This is a genomic window from Serratia microhaemolytica (assembly GCF_004011885.1).
Lineage (GTDB): Bacteria > Pseudomonadota > Gammaproteobacteria > Enterobacterales > Enterobacteriaceae > Serratia_G > Serratia_G microhaemolytica.
This window is the reverse complement of sequence record NZ_SBEF01000016.1, coordinates 23404-46729: the sequence shown is the minus strand read 5'-3', so window position 1 is coordinate 46729 and position 23326 is coordinate 23404. Positions and strand designations below refer to the sequence as shown.

The window sequence follows — 23326 nt, the reverse complement described above, 5'->3', positions numbered from 1 at the left end:
GCAGGCGTGGCAACACTGCCTGCTGATACTGAGGTGCTTGGTGGCGCGTGATAAATACTCCACAACCTGGCGCTGTGTTTTACTGCACAGCGGCAAACGCGGCCGCCACCTGTTGCACATTATGCTGATTCAGCCCTGCCACACACATACGACCAGTGTGGATCAGGTAGACAGCAAACTCTTCCCGCAGGCGATCCACCTGAGCCGCTGTGAAACCGGTATAACTGAACATGCCACGCTGCTCGAGCAGGTAGTCGAAGTTACGATCTGGCAGTGTGCTTTTCAGGCTAGCAACCAGTACTTGGCGCATATGCAGGATGCGGCTGCGCATCTCCTCAACTTCCGCCAACCAGGCCGCTTTCAGTTGTGTATCATTCAGTACAGTGGCGACCAACTGGGCACCAAAATTGGGTGGGCTGGAGTAATTACGACGCACCGTCGCTTTTAACTGTCCAAGCACCCGCTCAGCCGTAGCAGCGCTCTCGCACACCACCGAAAGCCCACCGACACGCTCACCATACAGTGAGAAGATCTTGGAAAATGAGTTGCTGACCAAACAGGGTAAGCCAGCCGCTGCAACCGCTCGAATGGCATAGGCATCCTGCTCCATGCCGACACCAAAACCTTGGTAAGCGATATCAAGAAACGGGATCAATTCGCGCTCCGTCAAAATCTTGATCACCTGATCCCACTGTGCTGTGGTCAAATCAGAACCGGTTGGGTTGTGGCAGCAAGGGTGCAGCAACACAATGCTCTGTGGCGGTAACTGCTGCAAGCTGTTCAACATCGCGCTGAAGTTAACGCCGCGTTTTTCGCTATCAAAATAGGGGTAACTGTTTACCTTAAAACCGGCACCAGCAAAGATAGCAACATGATTTTCCCAAGTCGGATCACTGACCCAAACCTGTGAGTTGGGGAAATAGCTCTGTAGAAAATCGGCTCCGACTTTCAATGCACCAGAACCACCGACAGTCTGAATTGTCACCACTCGCCCCTGCTGTAGCATTGGGTGCTCTGCACCAAACAGCAGTGACTGAATCGCGCTGCGGTAAGCTGCAAGCCCTTCCATTGGCAGATAGAGTGAACCACTCTGTGCAGCACGGTTTAATACCGTTTTAGCAGCACCCACAGCGTGCAACTGCGGGATAATGCCTTGTTCATTATAGTAAAGCCCGATGCTCAAGTTTACCTTACTGGCTCTAGGATCGGCTTTGAATGTCTCCATCAGTGACAAAATCGGGTCACCGGCATAGGCATCAACATGTTGGAACATGGTTCATTCTCCTGGTTTTCCCCTACGGTGATAAGGGCGGTTCACGGTATCGCTGGTCACTATACTCTAAATAATTCGAGTTGCATGTAGGCGACAATTGTTGCTATTTCTCTCGCAGTATTTCAGTTAATCCAGTGTTAATTGATACTTTAGTTGTTTCATCAGCATCACCGATTTAAGATTAGGCATCTTTGTAAAAATATCACTGGACTCGGTATGCTTTCCTCAACCTTCTCCCCGCTTAAAATAGGGCGATTAATGCCCGTCATGCTGATTGCGTTACTGTTGGCTGGCTGTCAGGGGAGTGCGCCACAATATCAACCCCCCAATATCCAGAATGAAGCCGCTGCCCGTTCTGACTATTATCTGCAACGCTGGCAGCAGAGTAGCGCAGAACACAAGACAGACTGGCAACTGCTCGCGATCCGCGCATTAATTCGTGAAGGTCAGCTCAACCAGGCCAATTCGCTGCTCAATAACCTGCCCGGTTATATGAGCGCCATCCAGCAACAAGAGCGTCAGCTACTACTCGCCGAGTTACAACTTGTCAGCGGCGAAACGCCAGCGGCAATCAAATCAGCTGAACGGATTGACCGCAGTCTGTTGGCACACAATCAACTCAAGCGTTTTTATCAGGTGCTGATCAGCGCTAACCAAGACTCTGCCTCACTGCCATTACTGCGTGCCTATATTGGTCAGGAGACTCTCTTAAGCGGTAAAGCACACCAATATAACTTGGACAAAACTTGGCAGACTCTGCTGGGTTTAACCCCCGGGCAGTTGAGTAGCATGGCTATTTATGCCAATGAAAATGTGCTGCTGGGCTGGCTGGATTTGTTGCGTATCTACCGCGAAAATCAGTATGACACTGTGCAGTTATCCGCCGCACTCGACGAATGGCGTATTCGTTATCCAGACAATCCAGCCAGTAGAAAACTGCCGGCTGGACTCGAGTTACTGCTTTATGGTAGCGATACCTCCAGTGCCAAAATTGCGCTATTGCTACCACTGAATGGCCAAGCGAAGATATTTTCCGACGCTATCGAGCAGGGATTTGTCGCGGCGCAGATGGGGTTAACACAGCCCGCCACAACTAACCCAACCAGTACTGAAGCGGCCACTGCCAGTGTACCGGTCAACAATAGCCTGACAAGCCGTAGTGAACCAGCAGCAGAGCAGATAAATCTGGATGAGTTGATCGCGCAGTTTGCACCCGCACTGGTAGGCGGTGCGACACTCAATACCAGCATCAATCACAACACAACCCGTACACCAACGCATGCTGGTTCGGTAAGAGTTTACGATACCACCAGCCAACCGCTGGCAACACTGGTCGCCCAAGCCCAACGTGATGGTGCTACACTGCTGGTCGGCCCGTTGCTGAAAACGGATGTTGAGCAACTGGCAAGCCTGAAAACATCGCTCAATATATTGGCTCTCAATCAGTTAGAGCAGCCGCGCGATCAAGGCAATATCTGCTACTTTGCGCTGTCGCCAGAAGATGAAGCGCGTGATGCCGCACGCCACATTTGGCAACAGCAGAAACGACAACCCTTGCTGTTACTGCCACAGGGTGAATTTGGCCAACGCATCGCCAGAGCGTTCAACCACCAATGGCAACAGTTGGGTGGGCAGACCGTATTGCAGCAGAACATCGGTTCGGCACAAGAATTGCGCCAAATGATCAGCCGTGGTATCAACATGACCGGCACACCGGTGCTCAACCCCACACCGCTAGTCACTAGCGCAATAACCGCTGAGTTAGCCGCACCGCTGATTGATGCCGTTTATATTGTCGCCAATCAGGATCAACTTACCCTGATCAAACCGATGATTGATATGAATACCACCTCCGGTACCAAACCGGCGCTGTTTGCCAGTTCACGCAGTTATCAGGCAAGCAGCGGTGCCGATTTCCGCTTGGAAATGGAGGGATTACAGTTTAGCGAAATTCCACTGCTGGCCGGTGCCGATCCAGCGTTACAGCAGCAGGCAAGCCGTCAGTTTAATAATGACTATTCGCTGGTGCGGCTGTATGCCATGGGTATCGATGCTTGGAAGTTGGCCAACCATTTCGACCAACTGCGCCAATTGCCTGGCTTCCAGTTAAGTGGCGCGACCGGTCTGCTTACTGCCGCACCGCATTGCGTTATCAACCGTAAACTTACTTGGCTACAGTATCGCCAAGGTAGCATTGTCAGTGTGCTATGAGCCAACGTTCCAAGGGGGCAAGCTACGAAAATCTGGCTCGCCAGTATCTGGAACAGGCTGGCCTCACCTTCAGCGCCGCTAATGTCAGTGTGCGTGGTGGTGAAATCGACTTGATCATGCGTGACGGTCACACGTGGGTATTTGTTGAAGTACGCTACCGGCGCAGCGCCAGCTTTGGTGATGCCGCCAGTAGCGTCACCTACCAGAAACAGCAGCGGTTACTACACACGGCGGCGGTATGGCTGGCAAGGCGTGGTGCCAGTTTTGACACATCATCTTGCCGTTTTGATGTTTTAGCGATTACTGGCGGCCTGTTAGAATGGATACCGAATGCCTTCAATGCAGACTCACCAGTTTTTTAACCAATTAAAACAGTGTGTTTAATCATACTGCCAATGGATTAAGCTAACGTGCTAGAGAGAATCAAAGCCTGTTTTACCGAAAGTATTCAAACCCAGATTGCTGCAGCCGAGGCATTGCCCGATGCCATCTCTCGCGCAGCAATGGTGCTGGTACAGTCACTGTTAAATGGCAATAAAGTGCTTTGCTGCGGCAATGGTGCATCAGCGGCCAACGCACAGCAATTTGCCGCTTGTATGCTCAATCGCTTCGAGACTGAACGCCCAAGCCTGCCAGCCATTGCGCTGAATGCCGACAACGTGGTACTGACCGCGATTGGTAATGATCGCCTGCATGAGGAGATCTACGCCAAACAGGTGCGTGCACTCGGGCAAGCTGGTGATGTGCTGTTAGCAATCTCAACCCGTGGTAACAGTCGCGATATTGTCAAAGCGGTCGAAGCTGCCGTCACACGCGATATGACCATTGTCGCGTTGACCGGCCATGATGGCGGTGAACTGGCTGGCCTACTTGGCCCACAGGATGTGGAAATACGCACCCCTTCTCACCGTTGCGCACGTATCGAAGAGATGCACATGCTGACGGTGAACTGTTTATGTGATCTGATTGATCACACTCTATTTCCTCATCAGGATCACTAAGGAGCTGATAAGAATGAAGCTAAAAGCCTCACTGGCTATTTTGGCAGGCAGCCTATTGCTACAGGGCTGTGTCGCAGGATTGGTGGCTGGCGGTGCCGCTGTTGTTGCTAAAACAGCAACCGATCCACGCACTATGGGACGACAAATTGATGACAGCACCCTAGAAGCACGTGTTGCTACTGCGTTGGCGCGCGATCTACAGCTTAAAGAGCAGGCGCGAGTGATCACCACCGCCTACCAGAGCAATGTGCTGCTGACTGGCCAAGCTCCTAGCAGTGCGCTGATCCAGCGCGCCAGCGAAATCAGCAAAGCGGTTGAGGGAGTGGCAGAAGTACACAACGAGCTGCGTTTAGGAACGCCAGTCACTTTCAGTACCGCCTCTTCCGACGCTTGGATCACCGCCAAAGTGCGTTCTCAACTGCTCACCACGGAGAATGTGCAGTCAACCAATATCAAGGTGATCACTGAAAATGGAGAAGTTTTTCTATTGGGATTGGTGACAGAAAAAGAGGGGCAGACCGCCGCTCAAGTGGCCAGTCAAGTTAGCGGAGTACGCAGAGTGACCAAAGCATTTGTTTATCTAAAGTGATATGACGAAAACAGATTGCATTATTAAATGATAATGATTACTATTAACTGACTAGCAGACGTCTGGCTCCCTGTAACCAGGCGTCGTTCAGTACGACATTGCTCATATTGCTTCCAGTATCTGTTTAGCCAGCTTATGCTGGCTTTTTTTTACCCGCATCCCACGAGTATTGAGCGGTACAATAGCACCGCTCGCAAGCGTTGATCACTGACAGCAGCGATAATTGATTGATAACAATATTACTATCAATCATCGCACCGTTGCCAACCCACTCAGTTACTGCTTCTGCTCAAGCAGATAACGGTAGACCAAACCACCAATTACCGCACCAATCACCGGTACCAGCAGGAACAGCCACAGTTGTTGCAATGCCCAAGTACCTTGGAACAGTGCTACCGCGAGGCTACGTGCCGGGTTAACAGATGTATTGGTCACCGGAATGCTGATCAGATGGATCAGGGTTAATGCCAGACCAATTGCCAGTGGCGCAAATCCAGCTGGCGCACGCTTATCAGTCGCTCCGTGGATCACCAGCAGGAAGAATGCGGTCAATACCAGCTCGATAACGATAGCAGCTTGCAGTGAAAAACCACCGGGCGAATGTTCAGCGTAGCCGTTTGCCGCAAATCCGCTGGCTGTGACATCAAAACCGGCTTTACCACTGGCGACGCAGTACAGCACCGCCGCCGCAGCAATACCACCAGCCAGTTGTGCCACGATGTAAGGCAACACCGTTTTGGCAGAGATGCGTCCACCAGCAAGGAGTCCGAGGGTAACTGCAGGGTTAAAATGACCGCCAGAAATGTGACCAACCGCATAAGCCATTGTCACCACGGTAAGACCAAAAGCGAGAGAGACACCGACAAAACCAATCCCTAACTGTGGAAACGCTGCCGCCAGCACTGCGCTACCACAACCACCAAACACTAACCAAAAGGTGCCGAAAAATTCAGCAAATAGTTTTTTTGACATATATTTCCCAAGTGAAACAGAAAAAACAGAATTTAAAATTAAAAAATAGCATTAATGCCGGCGCATTCTGCTATGTGATCTGCGTCACTGTCAACCAGCTTTACGTTGTGCTAGCAGGCAACTGAAGTGTGTCACATCGCAGATCAATTGACCTGACCAGTATGCTGCTCAAGCAACCTTACGCCGAAAGATAATATAAGCCGCACTGCTGGTAGCAAATGTGATGACCAGCAGTGGCCACAGGTTGTGCCAAACAATAGCAATCGCGGCATCTTTTAGATAAATCTGTTTGCTAATCTCAGTGAAATGGCGGATCGGATTAAGCCAAGTGATTTGTTGTAACCAGAGCGGCATATTCTCCACCGGCGCCACGTAACCAGAGAGCAGAATAGCTGGCATGATAAAGACAAAAACGCCAATCAATGCTTGTTGTTGTGTGGTACATATCGCTGAAATCAGCAATCCAACACCGATCAGCGAGCAACCATAGACCAGCATGGTGGCGTAAAATAGCCACAGCGAGCCAGCGAACGGGATTTGGAAACCAAAAATACCAATCACTAGCACAATCGATGCCTGAAAGGTGGCGACAATCAATGCCGGAACTGCTTTGCCGATAAAGATCTGCCAGGTTGTTAGTGGCGACACTAACAATTGCTCCAGTGTCCCCTGCTCGCGCTCACGGGCGACAGAGAGCGAAGTGACAATCATCACACCAATAGAGGTGATCAACGCAATTAAGGAGGGTACAACAAACCATTTATAATCCAAATTCGGGTTATACCAGTGACGCACCACTAACTGGCTGTTGTTGTTTTTTTCTTTACTACCAATAAGTTGCTTCTGATAATCGAAAACTATCTGTTGCAGGTAATTAGCGGCAATCTGAGCGCTGTTAGAGTTACGCCCATCGAGGATCACCTGTAACGATGCCGTTTCCCCTCGCTCAATACGACGCGAAAAGTCAATCGGAAACTGGATCACCAACAGTGCCCGTTGGTTATCAATCGTCGGTTTGATCTGTGCGGCACTCGATAGCAGCAGAAGATGCGAGAAGGCGCTGGCCTTGGCGAAGCGCTGAGTCAATTCGTGTGCATGGCTGCCACTATCCTGGTTATAAATCGCAATTGTCGCATTGGTTACTTCCAGTGTCGCAGCAAACGGGAATAGCAGTACTTGCAGCACCACCGGCATAATCAAAATAGTGCGTGTTTGACGGTTGCGGAGTAGCGTTTGCAGCTCTTTAATGATCAATGTACTCAGACGGTGAAACATGGTTGCTCCCTCAATCCAGTCGGCGCTGGGTTTTTAGTGCAGTAAAGCCGAGAAAAATCAGTGCTGAGGCAGATAGAAACAGCAGATTGGTGATCAATACGCTAACAATGTTACCGGCCAGAAATAGCGTTTGTAACGCACTGACAAAGTAGCGTGCAGGGATAAACTGGCTAATCGCTCGCACCACCGTTGGCATACTACTGATTTGAAAAATATAGCCCGACAGCATAACCGCTGGCAGAAAAGCGACATTCAGCGCCACCATTGCCGCATTGAATTGGTTGCGGGTGAGGGTTGAGATCAATAACCCAATGCCGAGTGTACAGGCGAGATAGAGCGAACTGACCAGCCACAGTAGTAACCATGAACCGCGATAAGGCACCTGAAGCGCTACCAATGCCACCAGCATACAGAGCGCCATCGCGCCGATCCCCAACAGGTAATAGGGCAGCAGTTTCGACAGTAGCAGTTCGGTACGGCTGATTGGAGTCGACAGCAGTGCCTCCATGGTACCGCGCTCCCACTCACGCGCCATCACCAGCGAGGTCAGGATCGCACCAATCACCGTCATAATGATGCTGATTGCGCCAGGAATGATAAAATGACGGCTAATTACCGCCGAGTTAAACCAGTAACGCAATTCCAGTTCAATTAACTGTCGCTGCTCACGTCCCTGATCACGCGCGTGCTGCTGCTGCCACAACTGCCAGATCTGTCGGGTATAGCCCTGTATAAAACTCGCTGTATTCGGCTCACTACCATCCGTGATGATCTGCAACACGGCCTGATCACCCGGGCGCGCCATGCGTGCCGCAAAATCACTCGGGATCACCAGGAGACCACGTAAGCTACCAGCCTGCAGTAACGGCAGCAACGCTTCACGCTGCTGGCTGACAGTGGCGGCAACATAGGGTGACCCAGTAAAACTGTGCAGCAACTCTAGCCCTTCACGGCTTGGCTGTTCAATGACAATTCCTAAGCGCAATTTGCTGCTATCAAGATTAATGCCATAGCCAAAGATAAACAGCAATATCAGCGGGATCACAAATGCAATCAGGCCACTAGAGGGATCACGCAGGATCTGTCGTGTCTCTTTGATACACAGCGCCCGTAACCGACGCCAGGAAAAACCGCCTGCATCACTCATCTGTGCTCTCCAGATCGTAACGCTGTACCAGTTCAATAAAAGTCTGCTCCATGGAGGGTGCAGGGTTGTGTGTGCTAGCCGCCTGCTGCTTGAGATCGTCCGGCGTTCCACTAGCAATAATTTTGCCGCGATAGACCAGCCCGATACGGTCGCAATACTCGGCCTCATCCATAAAATGGGTGGTCACCATCACGGTCACACCTCTCTCTACCATGCCATTGATATGCAGCCAAAACTCGCGTCGCGTCAGCGGATCAACACCTGATGTTGGCTCGTCAAGAAACAAGATCTCTGGTTGATGCATCAAGGCACAGGCCAAGGCAAGCCGCTGCTTGAAGCCGAGCGGCAGAGTTTCCGTTGCTTGATTCAGGAGCGGGCCGAAATGAAATACTTGGCACATCTGGTTGATGCGTTCACGCTGCACTCGGCCACTGAGACCATAAACTCCCGAAAAAAACTTCAGATTTTGTGCCACGCTCAAGTTGCCATAAAGCGAAAATTTTTGCGCCATATAGCCAAGATGCTGGCGCGCCCGGCCTGAACTATGCTGCAAATCGAGCCCCAATACCTTTGCATTGCCAGTGGTTGGCTGCAGCAAGCCACACATCATCTTAAAGGTGGTTGATTTACCAGCACCATTTGGCCCTAACAGGCCGAAAATCTCGCCACGCTGTACCGCAAAACTAACCTGATCAGTAGCAACAAAATCGCCAAACTTTTTGGTCAATTGCTCGGCCTCAATCACCGCTGCGCTGTCACTGGCAGTAACCATCGGGATCACCTTTGCCAATGCAGACTCACTGCCAATCTGGCCGCCAAGCAGATCGATAAAAGCATCCTCAAAACGTGCCTCAGTGGTGAGTGGTACTATTTCAGGTATCGCCAACTGCTGCAGTACCCGTTTGGCATCGGCACCAGCACGCAGGATCAGGCGCAGATATTTACCCTGCAATACCGCATCACTAACCCCCTCCAAGCTGAGTACTCGTGGTAGCCATTGCCGTGGGCTAAGTGTTGACGGTTCAATCAGCAGCGTGCGCTCCGCCATTCGTTCAGTGAGTGTCGCTGGCGCACCACTGAACAGCAACTGCCCTTGATTCATCAACAGCACCTCTCGACACTGTTCCGCCTCATCCAGATAGGCGGTGCTCCAGAGGATCAACATACCGTCGTTAGCCAACTGATGAACCATCTGCCATAACTCACGACGTGAAATCGGATCTACCCCAACACCAGGCTCATCCAGCAGCAGGATCTGCGGCTGCCCAAGCAGGCTACAGGCAAGGCCGAGTTTCTGTTTCATACCCCCGGAAAGTTTGCCAGCAAGGCGCTGCGTGAAACGCCCAAGATCAGTAAAAGCGAGTAACTGCTGTAATATCTGCTGCCGTTCACTACCCATCACTGAGCGTAGGTCAGCATATAGATTGAGATTTTCCATCACACTCAAATCTTCATACAGACCAAATTTCTGTGGCATATAGCCGAGGATAGTACGCAGCCGCTGGTGATCACGTTGTGGATCAAGACCGGCAACACTCAGTTGACCGCTACTCGGGGTGAGCAAACCTGCCAACATACGTAGTAGCGTGGTTTTCCCAGCACCATCGGGGCCGACCAGCCCAGTAATACCACCGCTACGCAGTGTGGCGGTTAGGCAGGCTACAGCCGGTTGCTGTTGGTTGGCAAAACGCTTTTCCAGTGCATTAAGCTCAATGGTCAGTGCCATGCTATCCCTTAACGCTGGCTGCTATTATCAGGCTGGGTAAAACGGATCGTCACCGGCATTCCTTGGCGCAATCCATCATCGGCATCGGTAACAACAATACGCAGACGAAACACCAAATCGCTGCGTAAATCCTGAGTTTCGACACTTTTTGGTGTGAACTCAGCGCTTGGTGAGACAAAACCAATTCTGCCCTGATAGGGCTGATCTGGGCGGCCATCACGGTAAATTTCCACTTGGCGTCCAGGCACTGCCTGATCAAGATCGCGTTGAGCAACGTAAGCTCGCACCCACACCGGCTGTGGCAGTGACAAGGTGAATACGGTATTTGCAACAGAGAGCTGCGTGCCTGGTTCGACTGCACGGGTGAGCACAATCCCTGCAGAGCTGGCTAACAAACGGGTATCTTGCAGTTGCAGTTCAGCTTGCGCCAGCGCAGCTTGTGCCTGAGCTAGGTTGGCTTTCCCCACTGCGATCTGTTCAGGACGATTACCGGCGACAAATTGTGCTAACCGCTCTTTGGCTGCCTGTAGCGTGGCCTGAGCCTGATTGCGCAGTGTTCGCGCATCCTCCAGCTCATTAGCAGAGACCGCCCTATGCGCCGATAGCTGCTGCTGACGGTTGAAAAAGCTATCCGCATAATTAAACGCAGCGAGCAGTTGCTCTACCTGAGCTCGTGCCTGGGCGATCTCCTCTGTGCGATAACCGGCTTGCAGCAGCGCCAATTGTGCTGTGGCTGCGGCAACGTTTGCCACAGCCTGTTGCTGCGCATGACGATAAGGTTCATCATCCAGCCGTGCCAGCAACTGCCCCGGCTGCACCTGGTCACCTTCATCGACAGTTAATTCAATCAAACGGCCCGGTACACGAAAGGCCAGGTTAACGCTGCGGATATCGACATTACCGTACAGCGTTAATGCTGCCTGCTGTGCTGGATAGTGCCAAAAACGATAGGTAATAGCGGCAATAACAGCCACTATCAGCAGAAAAAGCACGCTTTTCTTTCCGTTCATCTTATTCCTCTGGACAAACTGATGCATGTTTTTAACTGATAGACTAGCGTAAAGCCGAATAACTGGACGCAGCCAACACTCACACAATTCGAAGTATGGTCAGAATATGAGAGTATTGATTCCGCTGCATTTGGCAGAATACGGTGTTACAAACATCACCGCACAGCGCAGCAGTCGTGGCTAATCACCCCTCACCCTACCCCCGCTTGTACCGTACTGCAACCAGCAAACAGCAAAATTGGCAGTTGTTAGCCAATCTCTGCTACACTCACTCGCCTATGCACTGCAGTTTGTGCCAATCCCGCGAGGTCATGCTGAAGATCTTCTGCTCATAAAGCGCTAGCCCTTCCTGATACCCGATTTAATCACTCCCCTAGAAAACTGCACCGAATATTATTAAGGCTGGGGGGGTTTGGAGCTGTTCTCTATTATGTCATTTGAAACACTTGGTTTAGCTAGTGAGATCCTGCGTGCTGTTGCCGAGCAGGGCTATCGTGAACCAACACCTATCCAACGCCAGGCGATCCCTGTCGTTCTCGCCGGTCGTGATCTGATGGCCAGTGCCCAGACTGGCACCGGTAAAACCGCTGGCTTTACTCTGCCGCTACTACAACGACTCAGTCAGCAACAACCGCCGAGTAAAGGACGACGCCCGGTGCGCGCACTGATCTTAAGCCCAACCCGCGAGCTGGCGGCGCAGATTGGTGAAAACGTGCTGGCTTACAGCCAATATTTGCCACTGCGTTCACTGGTGGTCTTTGGCGGTGTTAGCATCAACCCGCAGATGATGAAGCTGCGTGGGGGAGTCGATATTTTGGTCGCCACCCCTGGCCGCTTGCTCGATCTGGCACAGCAGAATGCGGTTGATCTGTCAAAAGTGGAAATTCTGGTACTGGATGAAGCAGATCGTATGTTGGATATGGGCTTTATCCATGATATTCGCCGTGTGATCGCCAAACTACCAGTAAAACGCCAAAACTTGCTGTTCTCAGCAACGTTTTCCGATGAGATCAAACAGTTGGCCAACAAACTGCTGCACGATCCAGCTTCTGTGGAAGTGGCGCGACGCAATACTGCCTCTGAGCAAGTGACACAACATGTTCATCTGGTTGATAAAAAGCGCAAGCGTGAACTGTTGTCGCAGATGATTGGCGTCGGAAACTGGCAACAGGTGCTGGTATTCACACGCACCAAACACGGTGCCAATCATCTGGCCGAACAGTTAAATAAAGACGGCATTAGCGCTGCCGCGATCCATGGCAACAAAAGCCAAGGAGCACGCACACGAGCACTGGCCGATTTTAAAGCCGGCAGCATTCGCGTGCTGGTCGCGACCGATATAGCTGCTCGTGGTCTGGATATTGATCAACTGCCGCATGTGGTCAACTTTGAGTTACCCAATGTACCAGAAGATTATGTCCACCGTATTGGTCGCACCGGGCGTGCCGAATGTACCGGTGAAGCGCTGTCACTGGTCTGTGTTGATGAGCACAAACTGCTACGTGATATTGAGCGACTACTGCAAAAACAGATCCCGCGCATCGCTCTGCCAGGTTATGAACCCGATCCCAGCATCAAGGCTGAGCCGATCATCAACGGACGGCAGCGTGTTAACACCACTGAACGCAGCAGAAAAAACAGAGCACAACCCGCACAACAACCACACAGCACAGGCAAACCACGGCGCACAAACAGCCAACGGCAAAATAAAGCGTAGTGCTGTTTTACAGTGAAGCCACTCTGGAAGGGCACTCGCCTTTCCAGAAAACCAGAAGATAATAACCACAATCCATTTAGTGATGGTGAAAAATAGGTGACACTAGCCTGACGAATAGCAATATCTCCCCATTTAATAAAAATATATTTACAGCAATCTGATAGTTAAATTAGAATCAGATAAGCAAGGAGTGGTGCGTGTAATACATAACGTAGTAATATAAATAACGGGGAAGTACATGAACAATAAATTAGATGGATTATCAAATAATAGTGATGAATTGCGTGACCTGCTGGAGGCACATTTACAGAAACCAGAAAAAGTCGATCTCTTTGAACGCGCGTATAAAAAATTTGATGTCAATGGGCATCTTAATTTTTCCTTGTCTTGGAGTTGGTGGGCTTTTTTTGGTGGTCCTTTCTACTTTTTCTATCGAAAATTATATCTGATCGGCATCATCGTATTAACTGTAGGGTTTGTGGGTACTGGTATTTGGAATATGCTTGGCCTATTTGGATCAATAGTATGCGGTTTAATTGCCAAGTTTTTCTATATTCAAAAATTCCGTAATGACCTTTTACTCTCTCGCTACGGTGAAATTAGCCCCTCGGAAGTAAAAAGATATCTTACCATTCTCGGTGGATATAATACCTGGGCTATCTGGGCATACTTTGTGGGGCTAATAATTGTAACAGTACTGGTAATTTTAATTATGGGTGTGCTGATTGCTGCAAGTTTCGATCACACATTTTAGTGCATAATTAAAAATAGCATTCACCTTCCAGCCATCCTGCTGACTGTTTTATACAGCCAGCAGGCGTGCTGATAACGTTACTTTAGTTTTTTCAAATGGTTCATTAACCGTTTGCGTTTACGAACTTGGCTTGGCGTTAGTGTATTACGTTTACCTGCAAATGGGTTTTCGCCCTCTTTGAACTGAATACGAATCGGTGTCCCCATCACATTGAGTGAGCGACGGAAGTAGTTCATCAGATAACGCTTATAAGCGTCATTCAACGAACTGACCTGATTACCGTGGATCACCACAATCGGTGGGTTGTAGCCACCAGCATGAGCATATTTTAATTTTACCCGGCGACCACGCACTAGCGGTGGCTGATGATCATCCGTCGCCATCTGCATAATTTTGGTCAGTAGTGAAGTGCTCACTCGACGAGTCGCACACTCATAAGCCTCCAGTACCGATTCAAACAAATTACCAACGCCGCTGCCATGTAGTGCAGAGATAAAATGGACCCGTGCGAAATCGATAAAGCCGAGCCGTAGGTCAAGCATCTCTTTGACATGGTCACGATCTTCCGGTGTCATGCCGTCCCATTTATTTACCGCTATGACTAATGAACGCCCACTGTTCAAAATAAAACCGAGTAGCGAGAGATCCTGATCAGAAATTCCGGCACGAGCATCAATCACCAGTAATACCACATTGGCATCTTCAATCGCCTGTAATGTTTTAATCACCGAGAACTTTTCCACCGTCTCGGTCACTTTGCCGCGTTTACGTACTCCAGCGGTGTCGATTAATACGTATTCGCGTTCATCACGTACCATCGGGATATAGATGCTGTCACGCGTGGTGCCTGGCAGGTCATACACCACCACGCGCTCTTCGCCGAGAATACGATTAGTCAGTGTCGATTTGCCTACATTTGGCCGCCCGACAATCGCCAACTTGATTGGCAGATCCTGCGGGTTAAACTCCTCTTCTGGCTCTTCGCTGATCTCCTGCTCAGACTCGTCCTGCTGTTCAGCCCAGTAAGCGGCGTTGGCTTCTTCTTCAGTCAACTCAACCACCGGCGCTTTCGGTGGTAAAAACGGCACTAATACATGTTCGATCAGTTGCGTTACACCACGGCCATGAGAAGCCGCGATCGGATAGACTTCACCCAACCCAAGTGCGTAAAAATCGGCGCAGACGCTATCAGCATCGAGGCCATCGGTTTTGTTGGCAACCAAAAAAGTGGCCTTTTCCCGGCTGCGCAAATGTTGGGCGATCGCTTTGTCTGCTGGCATCAAGCCAGCGCGTGCATCCACCATAAACAGCACAATGTCAGCTTCTTCAATTGCCAGTAGCGATTGCCCTGCCATCAGGGTTTCGACACCATCTTCAGTACCATCGATACCACCGGTATCAACGATGATAAATTCATTGCCTTCAATCTGCGCACGACCATACTTTCGATCGCGGGTTAAACCAGGAAAATCCGCTACCAGCGCGTCGCGCGTCTGCGTTAAACGGTTAAACAGGGTGGACTTACCGACATTCGGGCGCCCGACCAGCGCGACGACAGGTATCATGGGTGAAACCTCACTACGTAATAAATCAGAGCATCGCTGTGCCTAAGAACACAACGGCTAAAATGCGAAACGGCTCCTCACTAGGAGCCGTCTTCCCTTGTTACTACTTCCCATTGTTAAATGGTTTTTGTGTACTCGCGGTTACGCTTGCCAGTACAAGCAGATTCAACGAGTAAATGCGTGAACTTTACCACCACGGGCTTGGATCAGTAATGTGTCACCAGCAACAATTGGCGCTGAAAGGAAGCCTTTACTGTCAACATGCTGTTGTGAAACAAAACGACCATCAGTCACATCAAGCCAGTGCAAATAGCCCTCGGCGTCACCAACCACCAAGTAACCTTGATAGAGCGCTGGCGGTGTTAATCCACGGTGTAATAGATCATCTTGGCTCCAAATAGTCGAGCCACCTTCTGTGCCAGTCACCAGAATACGATCATTCTGATCCACGAGGTAGATACGACCCGCATCAACAATAAAATCACTGACCGAACCGACATCGCGTTTCCAGATCACTTGGCCAGAGCGCAGATCCAGTGCAGCCAGATTGCCATTATATCCCAACGCATAAACAACGTTGCCGACCACTACTGGAGTGGTATCAACATCATTGAGACGCGAAATTTCGCTAACACCACCAGGCTGTGAAATGCGCTGTTGCCAGATCAACTGTCCTTGTTGCAGGAGTACCGCACTGACCCGCCCATTATCTCCACCAACTATCGCAGCACCAAATGCTGTCGCGGGGGCAGATTCACCACGCAGCGAGAGTGAAGGCACATCAAGACTGGCCGTCCAACGAATTGCACCATCGGTTTCATTGAGTGCCTGTAGCTGGCCGTTGGTTGTATGGATTAACACCATACCATCGACAACCACTGGGCGTGAGATCGCCTCACCCGCCACTCGTGTCTGCCAAGCAAGCTGACCATCTTCGCGGTTTAGCGCGTAAACGATCGCCCTTTCACTGCCAACATAAATATGTGTACCAGAAACCGTCAGGCCACCAGAGAGCAGCGCAGAACGGTTGCGTGAAAGGAAACCGGTTTTTTCAGCCAGTGAGGCTTTCCACTGTTGTTTGCCGTCAAACAGTGACAAGGCTTTCACGGTGCCATGACGATCAGCGGCATAGACTACACCATCCTGAGCGGCTGGGCGTAAATGGGAGTAGTAACTACCGATCCCATCGCCAACCGACGTGCTCCAGTTTTGGGTTGGAATGAACTGATTCTCAATTTCCGGTACTGGTGATGCCGTGACGACATCCGATTCGCCACTAAACACCGAACACCCGGCCAAGGTGAGAGTGATCAGACCAACTAACAGTGTGTTACGCAATTGCATGGTGCCTCCTAGCCGGATAAGTTCTGCAATTTCATACGCATAACAGCCTGTAGCGTCTGAGAATTGCTCAATTCAATGCCCTTTTTGTAAGCGTCACGCGCACCTTGTTGATCGCCTTTTGCTAACAGAACATCGCCACGCACTTCTTGCATCATCGGCTGCCAGCCTTCACCTTTGACCGCTTGCAAGGTTTTCAGTGCTTCATCTAGCTGGTTTTGCTGTAGTTGTACCCGCGCCAACTGCAGATTAATCAGTGCCTGCAGGTTTGGTTCTTTACTCTGCTGCTGTGCGGTAAGTAACTGCTGCTGTGCCTGAGCAAAATCACCCTGTTGAGCGGAATGTTTCGCCAATCGCAACGCAGCAAAGGCACTGTAACTGTTGCTGTTGTTCTGGATAAACTGTTCGACAGCCTGCACACCTTGCGTACTACCTGTAACCAAGGTATCTGTGGCTTGCTGGTAGGCTTCTGCCGCTGCCATCATGGTGGCAGTTTGATGGTTCTGCCAATAGCGCCAACCCAACAGCGCACCAATACCGAGGATTGTCCCCACTGCTAAGGCTTTGCCATTTTCTGCAAAGAATCGGCGCAGGGCATCAACTTGTTCATTTTCAGTGGTATAAATTTCCACAGCGTCCTTCTCCTTAACCTAATATTGCAGATAAATGTTCAGCAACTTGTTGTTGCGGCACACTGCACTGTTCGCCATGCGCCAGATCTTTAACTACTACCTGCTGCGTTGCGACTTCATTTTCTCCCAGGATCAGGGCAATGCGGGCACCCGATTTATCTGCACGTGTGATCTGTTTTTTCAGGCTGCCGCCACCATAATCAAGCATCAGTTTGACATTAGGCAGAGCATCACGCACTTGCTCTGCCAATAGCATAGCGGCATTTTGCGCGCCTGCCCCGCTGGATATCAGGTAAACATCCAGTCTGGCGGCAACACTAAATGCTGGATTGACGGCTTGTACCAGCAATACCAGGCGTTCTAATCCCATTGCGAAACCGACTGCGGTTGTCGCTCGACCGCCCAGTTGTTCCACCAAACCATCATAACGCCCACCAGCACACACCGTGCCTTGGGCACCGAGGCTCTCTGTCACCCATTCAAACACGGTGCGGTTATAATAATCCAAACCGCGCACTAGGCGGTGATTAATTCGAAACGGGATCCCAGCCAAGGTTAGCAGTTGGCATAAGCCATCAAAATGCTGTTGCGATTCTTCGTCAAGGTAGTCACCCAGCGAGGGAGCTTGATTCAGTAACGCTTGCACTTGCGGGTTTTTCGAGTCGAGTACGCGCAGCGGGTTACTGTACATGCGGCGCAAGCAATCTTCATCAAGCTGTTGTTTATGCTGTTCAAGAAACGCAACCAAAGCTTCACGATAGTTAGCGCGTGCAGCCAGCGAGCCAATTGAATTCAGCTCCAGCCGAACATGTTCAGCAATGCCAAGCGCTCGCCACCAGCGCGCGGTTAACAAGATCAACTCAGCATCAATATCCGGACCAGCTAAACCAAATACTTCAGCACCCAGTTGATGAAACTGGCGGTAGCGCCCTTTCTGGGGCCGCTCATAGCGGAACATCGGGCCGATGTACCATACGCGCTGTTGCTGATTGTGGAACAAGCCATGTTCAATACCCGCACGCACGCAACCGGCGGTGCCTTCCGGACGTAAAGTGAGACTCTCACCGTTACGGTCTTCAAAGCTGTACATCTCTTTTTCGACAACATCGGTCACTTCACCAATGGCGCGTTTAAACAGCGGCGTCTGTTCGACAATCGGGGTGCGGATTTCACCGTAACCATAACTGGCCAGTACTTGTTTTAGCGTTGTTTCAATTCGCTGCCATAGCGCCGTCTGTTCCGGCAGGCAATCGTTCATGCCGCGAATGGCTTGAATGTTTTTTGCCACGTCAGTTCTCTATTCGTTTTAGATGAAAATGATTTCAATTATATACGCAAGCAGCGGCAAGATGCAGGGGATTTCACCTGTCATTAGTGCAGTATTGGCCTGCTTGTTGTTGATGTCACTGAGCATAGCTGCCAGTGGTTGCTGAACGGCCAATAATCACTAATCCTGCTGTTTTACCGAGATACGATTGGCATCTTCCAGCATCGCTGCTTTAGCACGGATCTTCGCCTCCAGCAGCTCGATCATCTGCGTGTTATCGAAACGCTCTTTCTGTCGCACACCATCCTGATAAAAACCGCTTTTCTTATGTCCGCCAGTGACACCCAGTGTCGATACCAGCGCTTCACCTGGGCCGTTAACGACACAACCAATAATTGAGACGTCCATCGGGGTGATGATGTCTTCTAACCGCTGTTCCAACGCATTGACCGTGCCAATTACATCAAACTCCTGACGCGAACAAGTCGGGCAAGCGATGAAGTTGATCCCGCGCGCACGAATACGCAACGATTTTAGAATATCAAAACCGACTTTGACCTCTTCAACTGGATCTGCAGCCAGTGAGACACGCAGCGTGTCCCCAATCCCCTCAGCAAGCAACATGCCCAAACCAATGGCAGATTTCACCGCTCCACTGCGAGCGCCACCCGCTTCGGTGATACCTAAATGCAAGGGCTGGTCGATACGTGCTGCCAGTAGGCGGTAAGATTCGACCGCCAAAAATACATCTGAAGCTTTAACGCTCACTTTGAACTGATCGAAATTGAGTCGATCGAGAATGTCGACATGACGCATTGCCGATTCGAGCAACGCTTCGGGAGTCGGTTCGCCATACTTCTCTTGCAGATCTTTCTCTAGTGAACCGCCGTTGACCCCAATACGGATCGGAATATTCTTGTCACGCGCACAGTCGACCACCGCACGAATGCGTGTTTCGTTGCCGATATTGCCTGGATTGATACGCAGGCAGTCAACGCCATACTGTGCCACCTGCAAAGCGATACGATAATCGAAATGGATATCAGCAACCAGTGGCACCTTAACTTGCTGCTTAATCAACCGAAATGCCTCTGCTGCATCCATTGTCGGCACAGAGACGCGCACAATATCAACGCCCACTCGCTCCAGTGCTTTGATCTGATTAACCGTTGCTTCAACATCGGTGGTATGGGTATTGGTCATCGACTGCACGGCAATCGGTGCGCCATCGCCAATCGGCACATTTCCAACGTAGATACGTTTAGATTTGCGGCGCTTAATCGGCGCTTGGTTATGCATGGCTTACTCTCCCAGCGGTAACATTAACAACCTTAGATTTCGCACCTACTCCCAATCAGCTGGCTTTACTGTCTGTTTTGCAAAAAAATCACCAGCGAGGCGTAGGTAGCAACTGCACCACGGCTTTTCCGCACTGCCAGTGAAAACCAGCAGCACCTATCATGCCGATTGGAACAGATCCCTAACTTAGCGATTATTGTGCAGGCACGCTCAAACGTGCGACACGATTCGTTCTGACGAAACGTGTTAAATCAACCGGTTTACCCTGGAACAGGATCTCGACTGCAGCCGGTGCGCCTAATGTTAACTTATAGGGTGGAACACCCGACAGGTTAAGCTGTGAACCCCCTTTTTGCGTGCCACTAAACAGCGATTTTCCGCTAGCGTCGATCACCTGTACCCAGCAGTCGGCAGAAAAATTCATCACTAACGCATTGTTGACATCAGCGGTGCCATTCTGGCTAGCGCCTGTCGTCTGGAGGGGCGCTGTTGGATTGCTGACTGGAGCTGTATCAACAGATGATACCGAAAGATTGAGCGCTACCGATGAACTCGGCTGCTCAGGCGCTAAAATTGCGGGTGTCTGCCCTGTCAATGGTACTGGATGAATCGGCACAGGCTGTGACACAGGCGCAGTTGAAACCGTCGATTGCTGATCTAGCACGATGGGTAAGCTATTGCTCGCTTCTTGACTGACTGATGAACCCGTCGATGATGCTTTTTCTTTAAACAATTCAACCGAAGATTGCTCTGCCATCGTGGCAATTTCATCCTGTTGTGCCTTGTGGTGCTGCCACCACCAAGCGCCAGTTAAGCCCACCACGACAAATACCACCAACCAGGTAAAGCTCATTAGCCAACCATCACGCTTTTTACGGCGTTTTTCCAGCGAAAAACTCTGCATTTTCGCCACATTGGCTACCTTAGCCGGTTGTTGTTGATCAAGTAATGCCAGTAACTCCCCCTCTGGCAAATTAAGCAGTTTAATGTAGGCACGCACATAACCACGCACAAAAGTCGAGGCCAAATCTGTCGCCAGGTTATCCTCTTCAATATCGCGCACAGTTGAGATCTTGAGATAAAGACGATCTGCAACAACCTGTTGGGTGAGCCCCTGTTCTTCACGAGCCTGACGCAGGCGTTGACCTATCGTCATTGATACAATTTTATTTTGATTTTCTTCAGTATTCATTAGCTAAGAACTGCTGGTACTGTTTGGATTGTGGAAAACTTCGCGCTAACTGTTTGCCATAATGCTGAACGCTATCCTGGCGGCCTGCTGACGCGGCGAAACGGATCTGTAACCATAAACTGTCGGCACTGGCCGGCAGCGCATTTTGATAACTGTCTAACAAAAGCTGCGACTCGACGTGCTTCCCTTCTCCAAACTGCTTTTCTGCTTCCGCCAGAATTGTTTCCCCTTTTTCCGGGGAAATCTTCAATGCCCGCATCAATAAAGTTTGAGCACTCTGCATCTGACCTGCCAGAAGTGAGCAGTAACCGGCATTTTCCAAACTGTCGGCAACTTGACCGTTATCGCCCAACCGTGCAGCAGAACTAAACTGACGCTGAGCTGCTACATACTGCCCTAAACTACAGAGAAACGCACCGTAATTATTCAGTACGGTCGGATTGTCCGGTGCCAGTCTGAGTGCCCGCTGATAATGTGAACGCGCAGACTCATTATTAGCCACTTTCTGATAAAAAAGTGCCATAGCCAGGTGCGCGCGATAATCCTGCGGTGTCCGCTCCAGCGCTTTTTGCAGATTATAGCTAGCGGCCTGCATCTCTCCTTGGCGCAAATACTCCAGCCCCAGTTGTAGACGGGCCTGGCTGGCCGCTGCTGAATGTTGGTTACTCGGTTGATTGCTGGCACAACCAGCCAGCATCGCAATAACCCATATCACACGACAAGTTTTTAGCTTCATAAGTTGTTAGCTTCATGCTTCCAGTAAATTTCCCTGAATGATGTTACCTGATTGTCTGCGCCAATTCTGCTGAGTTAATCGCCTTTTTATACCATTAACCACAATCAAAACAAACTAACCAGTTAAAATGCAAAGCTAATCACAAAGTCACTGCAACAATGTTAGGCCAATATCACCCGAATTCACCAGAAACAGTGCATCATCAAAACTACACTGTCATCACAGCGCTAGCACTCTCATCACGACATGACTAACAACAACACATCACCAATATTTCTTGATTGACCGATGTGCAACGAGCAGCATCGTTATTAATAAACGACAACACACTCAGTTTCCGACCGTCCTAACTGAAATAGGTTCCCCGAGCTGTTGTTTTTTCAACGTGCGTTTAGTTCGGTCAATCACATCACCGGCTAATTGGCCACAGGCTGCATCAATATCATCACCGCGTGTTTTACGCACAATGGTGGTGAAACCATACTGCATTAACACTTTTGCGAAACGATCAACACGACTATTAGAACTGCGTCCATATGGCGCATTCGGGAACGGATTCCAAGGTATCAAATTGATTTTACAAGGTGTGTTTTTTAACACCTCAGCCAATTGATGGGCATCATCAGTGCTGTCATTGATATGATCCAGCATGACGTATTCCACTGTCACGCGCCCTTGGTTAGCATTCGATTTGGCCAGATAGCGCTCTACTGCAGCTAAAAAAGTCGCAATATTGTATTTACGATTAATCGGTACAATTTCGTCACGAATTTTATCATTCGGCGCGTGTAGCGAAATGGCCAGCGCCACATCAATCATATCACCCAGTTTATCTAACGCCGGAACTACACCGGATGTCGATAAGGTGACACGACGTTTTGACAGCCCAAAACCAAAATCGTCCAGCATGATCTCCATAGCTGGCACCACATTATTCAAATTAAGTAACGGTTCGCCCATACCCATCATTACCACATTGGTAATCGGACGCTGACCGGTGACTTTTTGTGCGCCAATGATTTTCGCTGCTCGCCAAACTTGGCCGATAATTTCAGAGACACGTAAATTACGGTTAAATCCCTGCTGCGCAGTTGAGCAGAACTTACACTCCAACGCACAGCCGACTTGTGATGAAACACACAATGTCGCCCGATCCGGCTCTGGAATGTAAACAGTCTCTACCTGTTGCTCACCTACCTGGATCGCCCATTTAATCGTGCCATCCACCGAGCGCTGTTCATCCGCCACTTCCGGTGCACGGATTTCAGCAACGCTCTGTAATTTGTTACGCAAGGTTTTATTAATGTCGGTCATCTGCTCGAAATCATCACAGCAGTAGTGGTAAATCCACTTCATCACCTGATCAGCACGAAACGGCTTTTCGCCCATATTAATAAAAAATTCGCGCAGTTGCTGGCGGTTCAAATCGAGCAAGTTGATTTTGCTGCTGGGCTGCACTGAACTGGATTGAGCTTCACTGTTCGGTTGAAGACTCTGCGCATGTTGTTCGGGCGTATACTGCCCAACAGTGATGGTATCTGACATGATGATTTTTGTGCCTCGTTATTACACGTTGTGGCTTGAAATAGAATGAAATTTTATCGTTGAGTGATAAGTTG

At 50.1% G+C, this 23326-nt stretch carries 20 protein-coding genes; 6 read left to right on the top strand and 14 right to left on the bottom strand.

The window, feature by feature from the left end; translation table 11 throughout:
- Positions 1-79: 79 nt before the first annotated feature.
- Entirely contained in the window at positions 80-1273 is a 1194-nt protein-coding gene (locus tag EOJ37_RS07250) for an amino acid aminotransferase (protein ID WP_127959265.1), read from the bottom strand.
- 216 nt (positions 1274-1489) lie between these two features.
- Between EOJ37_RS07250 and EOJ37_RS07245 the strand changes: the two genes are divergently transcribed.
- The 4 genes from EOJ37_RS07245 to dolP are packed head-to-tail and all read left to right on the top strand — an operon-like array spanning position 1490 to position 5074.
- Positions 1490-3484, top strand: a complete 1995-nt coding sequence (locus tag EOJ37_RS07245; protein WP_127959264.1) for a penicillin-binding protein activator — start codon at positions 1490-1492, stop codon at positions 3482-3484.
- Positions 3481-3846, top strand: a complete 366-nt coding sequence (locus EOJ37_RS07240) for a YraN family protein (protein WP_127959263.1) — start codon at positions 3481-3483, stop codon at positions 3844-3846. Before EOJ37_RS07245 ends, EOJ37_RS07240 begins: the two co-directional genes overlap by 4 nt.
- Before the next feature lie 48 nt (positions 3847-3894).
- The gene (gene diaA, locus EOJ37_RS07235; protein ID WP_127959262.1) at positions 3895-4485 is read left to right on the top strand and encodes a DnaA initiator-associating protein DiaA; all 591 of its coding nucleotides are present in this window, start codon (positions 3895-3897) and stop codon (positions 4483-4485) included.
- A gap of 13 nt (positions 4486-4498) precedes the next feature.
- Positions 4499-5074, top strand: coding sequence for a division/outer membrane stress-associated lipid-binding lipoprotein (gene dolP / locus EOJ37_RS07230; protein ID WP_127959261.1), 576 nt, complete (start codon positions 4499-4501; stop codon positions 5072-5074).
- A 276-nt stretch (positions 5075-5350) separates the two neighbouring features.
- On the opposite strand, the gene aqpZ is transcribed toward dolP, so the two are convergent.
- From aqpZ to hlyD, 5 genes are all read right to left on the bottom strand, one after another.
- On the bottom strand, positions 5351-6046 hold the full coding sequence (gene aqpZ / locus EOJ37_RS07225) for an aquaporin Z (RefSeq protein ID WP_127959260.1): 696 nt from the start codon (positions 6044-6046) through the stop codon (positions 5351-5353).
- Between the two features lie 168 nt (positions 6047-6214).
- Entirely contained in the window at positions 6215-7321 is a 1107-nt protein-coding gene (locus tag EOJ37_RS07220) for an ABC transporter permease (protein WP_127959259.1), read from the bottom strand.
- A gap of 10 nt (positions 7322-7331) precedes the next feature.
- Positions 7332-8468: an ABC transporter permease gene (locus EOJ37_RS07215; protein ID WP_127959258.1), complete on the bottom strand. Its 1137-nt coding sequence runs from the start codon at positions 8466-8468 to the stop codon at positions 7332-7334.
- Entirely contained in the window at positions 8461-10194 is a 1734-nt protein-coding gene (locus tag EOJ37_RS07210) for an ATP-binding cassette domain-containing protein (RefSeq protein WP_127959257.1), read from the bottom strand. Before EOJ37_RS07210 ends, EOJ37_RS07215 begins: the two co-directional genes overlap by 8 nt.
- An 8-nt stretch (positions 10195-10202) precedes the next feature.
- Positions 10203-11204 (bottom strand): secretion protein HlyD, encoded by a 1002-nt coding sequence (gene hlyD / locus EOJ37_RS07205; protein ID WP_127959256.1) that lies wholly within the window; start codon positions 11202-11204, stop codon positions 10203-10205.
- A 430-nt stretch (positions 11205-11634) separates the two neighbouring features.
- Between hlyD and rhlE the strand changes: the two genes are divergently transcribed.
- Entirely contained in the window at positions 11635-12921 is a 1287-nt protein-coding gene (gene rhlE / locus EOJ37_RS07200) for an ATP-dependent RNA helicase RhlE (protein ID WP_127959255.1), read from the top strand.
- A gap of 238 nt (positions 12922-13159) precedes the next feature.
- Positions 13160-13675 (top strand): DUF2628 domain-containing protein, encoded by a 516-nt coding sequence (locus EOJ37_RS07195; RefSeq protein WP_127959254.1) that lies wholly within the window; start codon positions 13160-13162, stop codon positions 13673-13675.
- A 77-nt stretch (positions 13676-13752) separates the two neighbouring features.
- Here EOJ37_RS07195 and der read toward each other — a convergent pair whose 3' ends face one another.
- The 8 genes from der to rlmN form a co-directional block, all read right to left on the bottom strand.
- The gene (gene der / locus EOJ37_RS07190; protein ID WP_127959253.1) at positions 13753-15240 is read right to left on the bottom strand and encodes a ribosome biogenesis GTPase Der; all 1488 of its coding nucleotides are present in this window, start codon (positions 15238-15240) and stop codon (positions 13753-13755) included.
- A gap of 165 nt (positions 15241-15405) precedes the next feature.
- Positions 15406-16584, bottom strand: a complete 1179-nt coding sequence (gene bamB / locus EOJ37_RS07185) for an outer membrane protein assembly factor BamB (protein WP_127959252.1) — start codon at positions 16582-16584, stop codon at positions 15406-15408.
- A gap of 8 nt (positions 16585-16592) precedes the next feature.
- The gene (locus EOJ37_RS07180) at positions 16593-17213 is read right to left on the bottom strand and encodes a YfgM family protein (RefSeq protein ID WP_127959251.1); all 621 of its coding nucleotides are present in this window, start codon (positions 17211-17213) and stop codon (positions 16593-16595) included.
- 13 nt (positions 17214-17226) lie between these two features.
- Entirely contained in the window at positions 17227-18501 is a 1275-nt protein-coding gene (gene hisS / locus EOJ37_RS07175) for a histidine--tRNA ligase (RefSeq protein ID WP_127959250.1), read from the bottom strand.
- A gap of 159 nt (positions 18502-18660) precedes the next feature.
- Entirely contained in the window at positions 18661-19779 is a 1119-nt protein-coding gene (gene ispG / locus EOJ37_RS07170; RefSeq protein ID WP_127959249.1) for a flavodoxin-dependent (E)-4-hydroxy-3-methylbut-2-enyl-diphosphate synthase, read from the bottom strand.
- A 193-nt stretch (positions 19780-19972) separates the two neighbouring features.
- A complete protein-coding gene (gene rodZ / locus EOJ37_RS07165; RefSeq protein WP_127959248.1) occupies positions 19973-20971 on the bottom strand; it encodes a cytoskeleton protein RodZ in 999 nt (332 codons plus the stop codon).
- Positions 20961-21707, bottom strand: coding sequence for a type IV pilus biogenesis/stability protein PilW (gene pilW / locus EOJ37_RS07160; RefSeq protein ID WP_127959247.1), 747 nt, complete (start codon positions 21705-21707; stop codon positions 20961-20963). The genes rodZ and pilW overlap by 11 nt, the downstream gene beginning before the upstream one ends.
- Before the next feature lie 330 nt (positions 21708-22037).
- Positions 22038-23252 (bottom strand): dual-specificity RNA methyltransferase RlmN, encoded by a 1215-nt coding sequence (rlmN, locus tag EOJ37_RS07155; protein WP_127959246.1) that lies wholly within the window; start codon positions 23250-23252, stop codon positions 22038-22040.
- Between the last annotated feature and the right edge of the window lie 74 nt (positions 23253-23326).

Bases quoted from the DNA above. Each gene is read 5' to 3' on its own strand.
- EOJ37_RS07250 (WP_127959265.1), bottom strand. From the start codon at position 1,273: ATGTTCCAACATGTTGATGCCTATGCCGGTGACCCGATTTTGTCACTG.
- EOJ37_RS07245 (WP_127959264.1), top strand. From the start codon at position 1,490: ATGCTTTCCTCAACCTTCTCCCCGCTTAAAATAGGGCGATTAATGCCC.
- EOJ37_RS07240 (WP_127959263.1), top strand. From the start codon at position 3,481: ATGAGCCAACGTTCCAAGGGGGCAAGCTACGAAAATCTGGCTCGCCAG.
- dolP (WP_127959261.1), top strand. From the start codon at position 4,499: ATGAAGCTAAAAGCCTCACTGGCTATTTTGGCAGGCAGCCTATTGCTA.
- aqpZ (WP_127959260.1), bottom strand. From the start codon at position 6,046: ATGTCAAAAAAACTATTTGCTGAATTTTTCGGCACCTTTTGGTTAGTG.
- EOJ37_RS07220 (WP_127959259.1), bottom strand. From the start codon at position 7,321: ATGTTTCACCGTCTGAGTACATTGATCATTAAAGAGCTGCAAACGCTA.
- EOJ37_RS07215 (WP_127959258.1), bottom strand. From the start codon at position 8,468: ATGAGTGATGCAGGCGGTTTTTCCTGGCGTCGGTTACGGGCGCTGTGT.
- EOJ37_RS07210 (WP_127959257.1), bottom strand. From the start codon at position 10,194: ATGGCACTGACCATTGAGCTTAATGCACTGGAAAAGCGTTTTGCCAAC.
- hlyD (WP_127959256.1), bottom strand. From the start codon at position 11,204: ATGAACGGAAAGAAAAGCGTGCTTTTTCTGCTGATAGTGGCTGTTATT.
- rhlE (WP_127959255.1), top strand. From the start codon at position 11,635: ATGTCATTTGAAACACTTGGTTTAGCTAGTGAGATCCTGCGTGCTGTT.
- EOJ37_RS07195 (WP_127959254.1), top strand. From the start codon at position 13,160: ATGAACAATAAATTAGATGGATTATCAAATAATAGTGATGAATTGCGT.
- der (WP_127959253.1), bottom strand. From the start codon at position 15,240: ATGATACCTGTCGTCGCGCTGGTCGGGCGCCCGAATGTCGGTAAGTCC.
- bamB (WP_127959252.1), bottom strand. From the start codon at position 16,584: ATGCAATTGCGTAACACACTGTTAGTTGGTCTGATCACTCTCACCTTG.
- ispG (WP_127959249.1), bottom strand. From the start codon at position 19,779: ATGCATAACCAAGCGCCGATTAAGCGCCGCAAATCTAAACGTATCTAC.
- rodZ (WP_127959248.1), bottom strand. From the start codon at position 20,971: ATGAATACTGAAGAAAATCAAAATAAAATTGTATCAATGACGATAGGT.
- pilW (WP_127959247.1), bottom strand. From the start codon at position 21,707: ATGAAGCTAAAAACTTGTCGTGTGATATGGGTTATTGCGATGCTGGCT.
- rlmN (WP_127959246.1), bottom strand. From the start codon at position 23,252: ATGTCAGATACCATCACTGTTGGGCAGTATACGCCCGAACAACATGCG.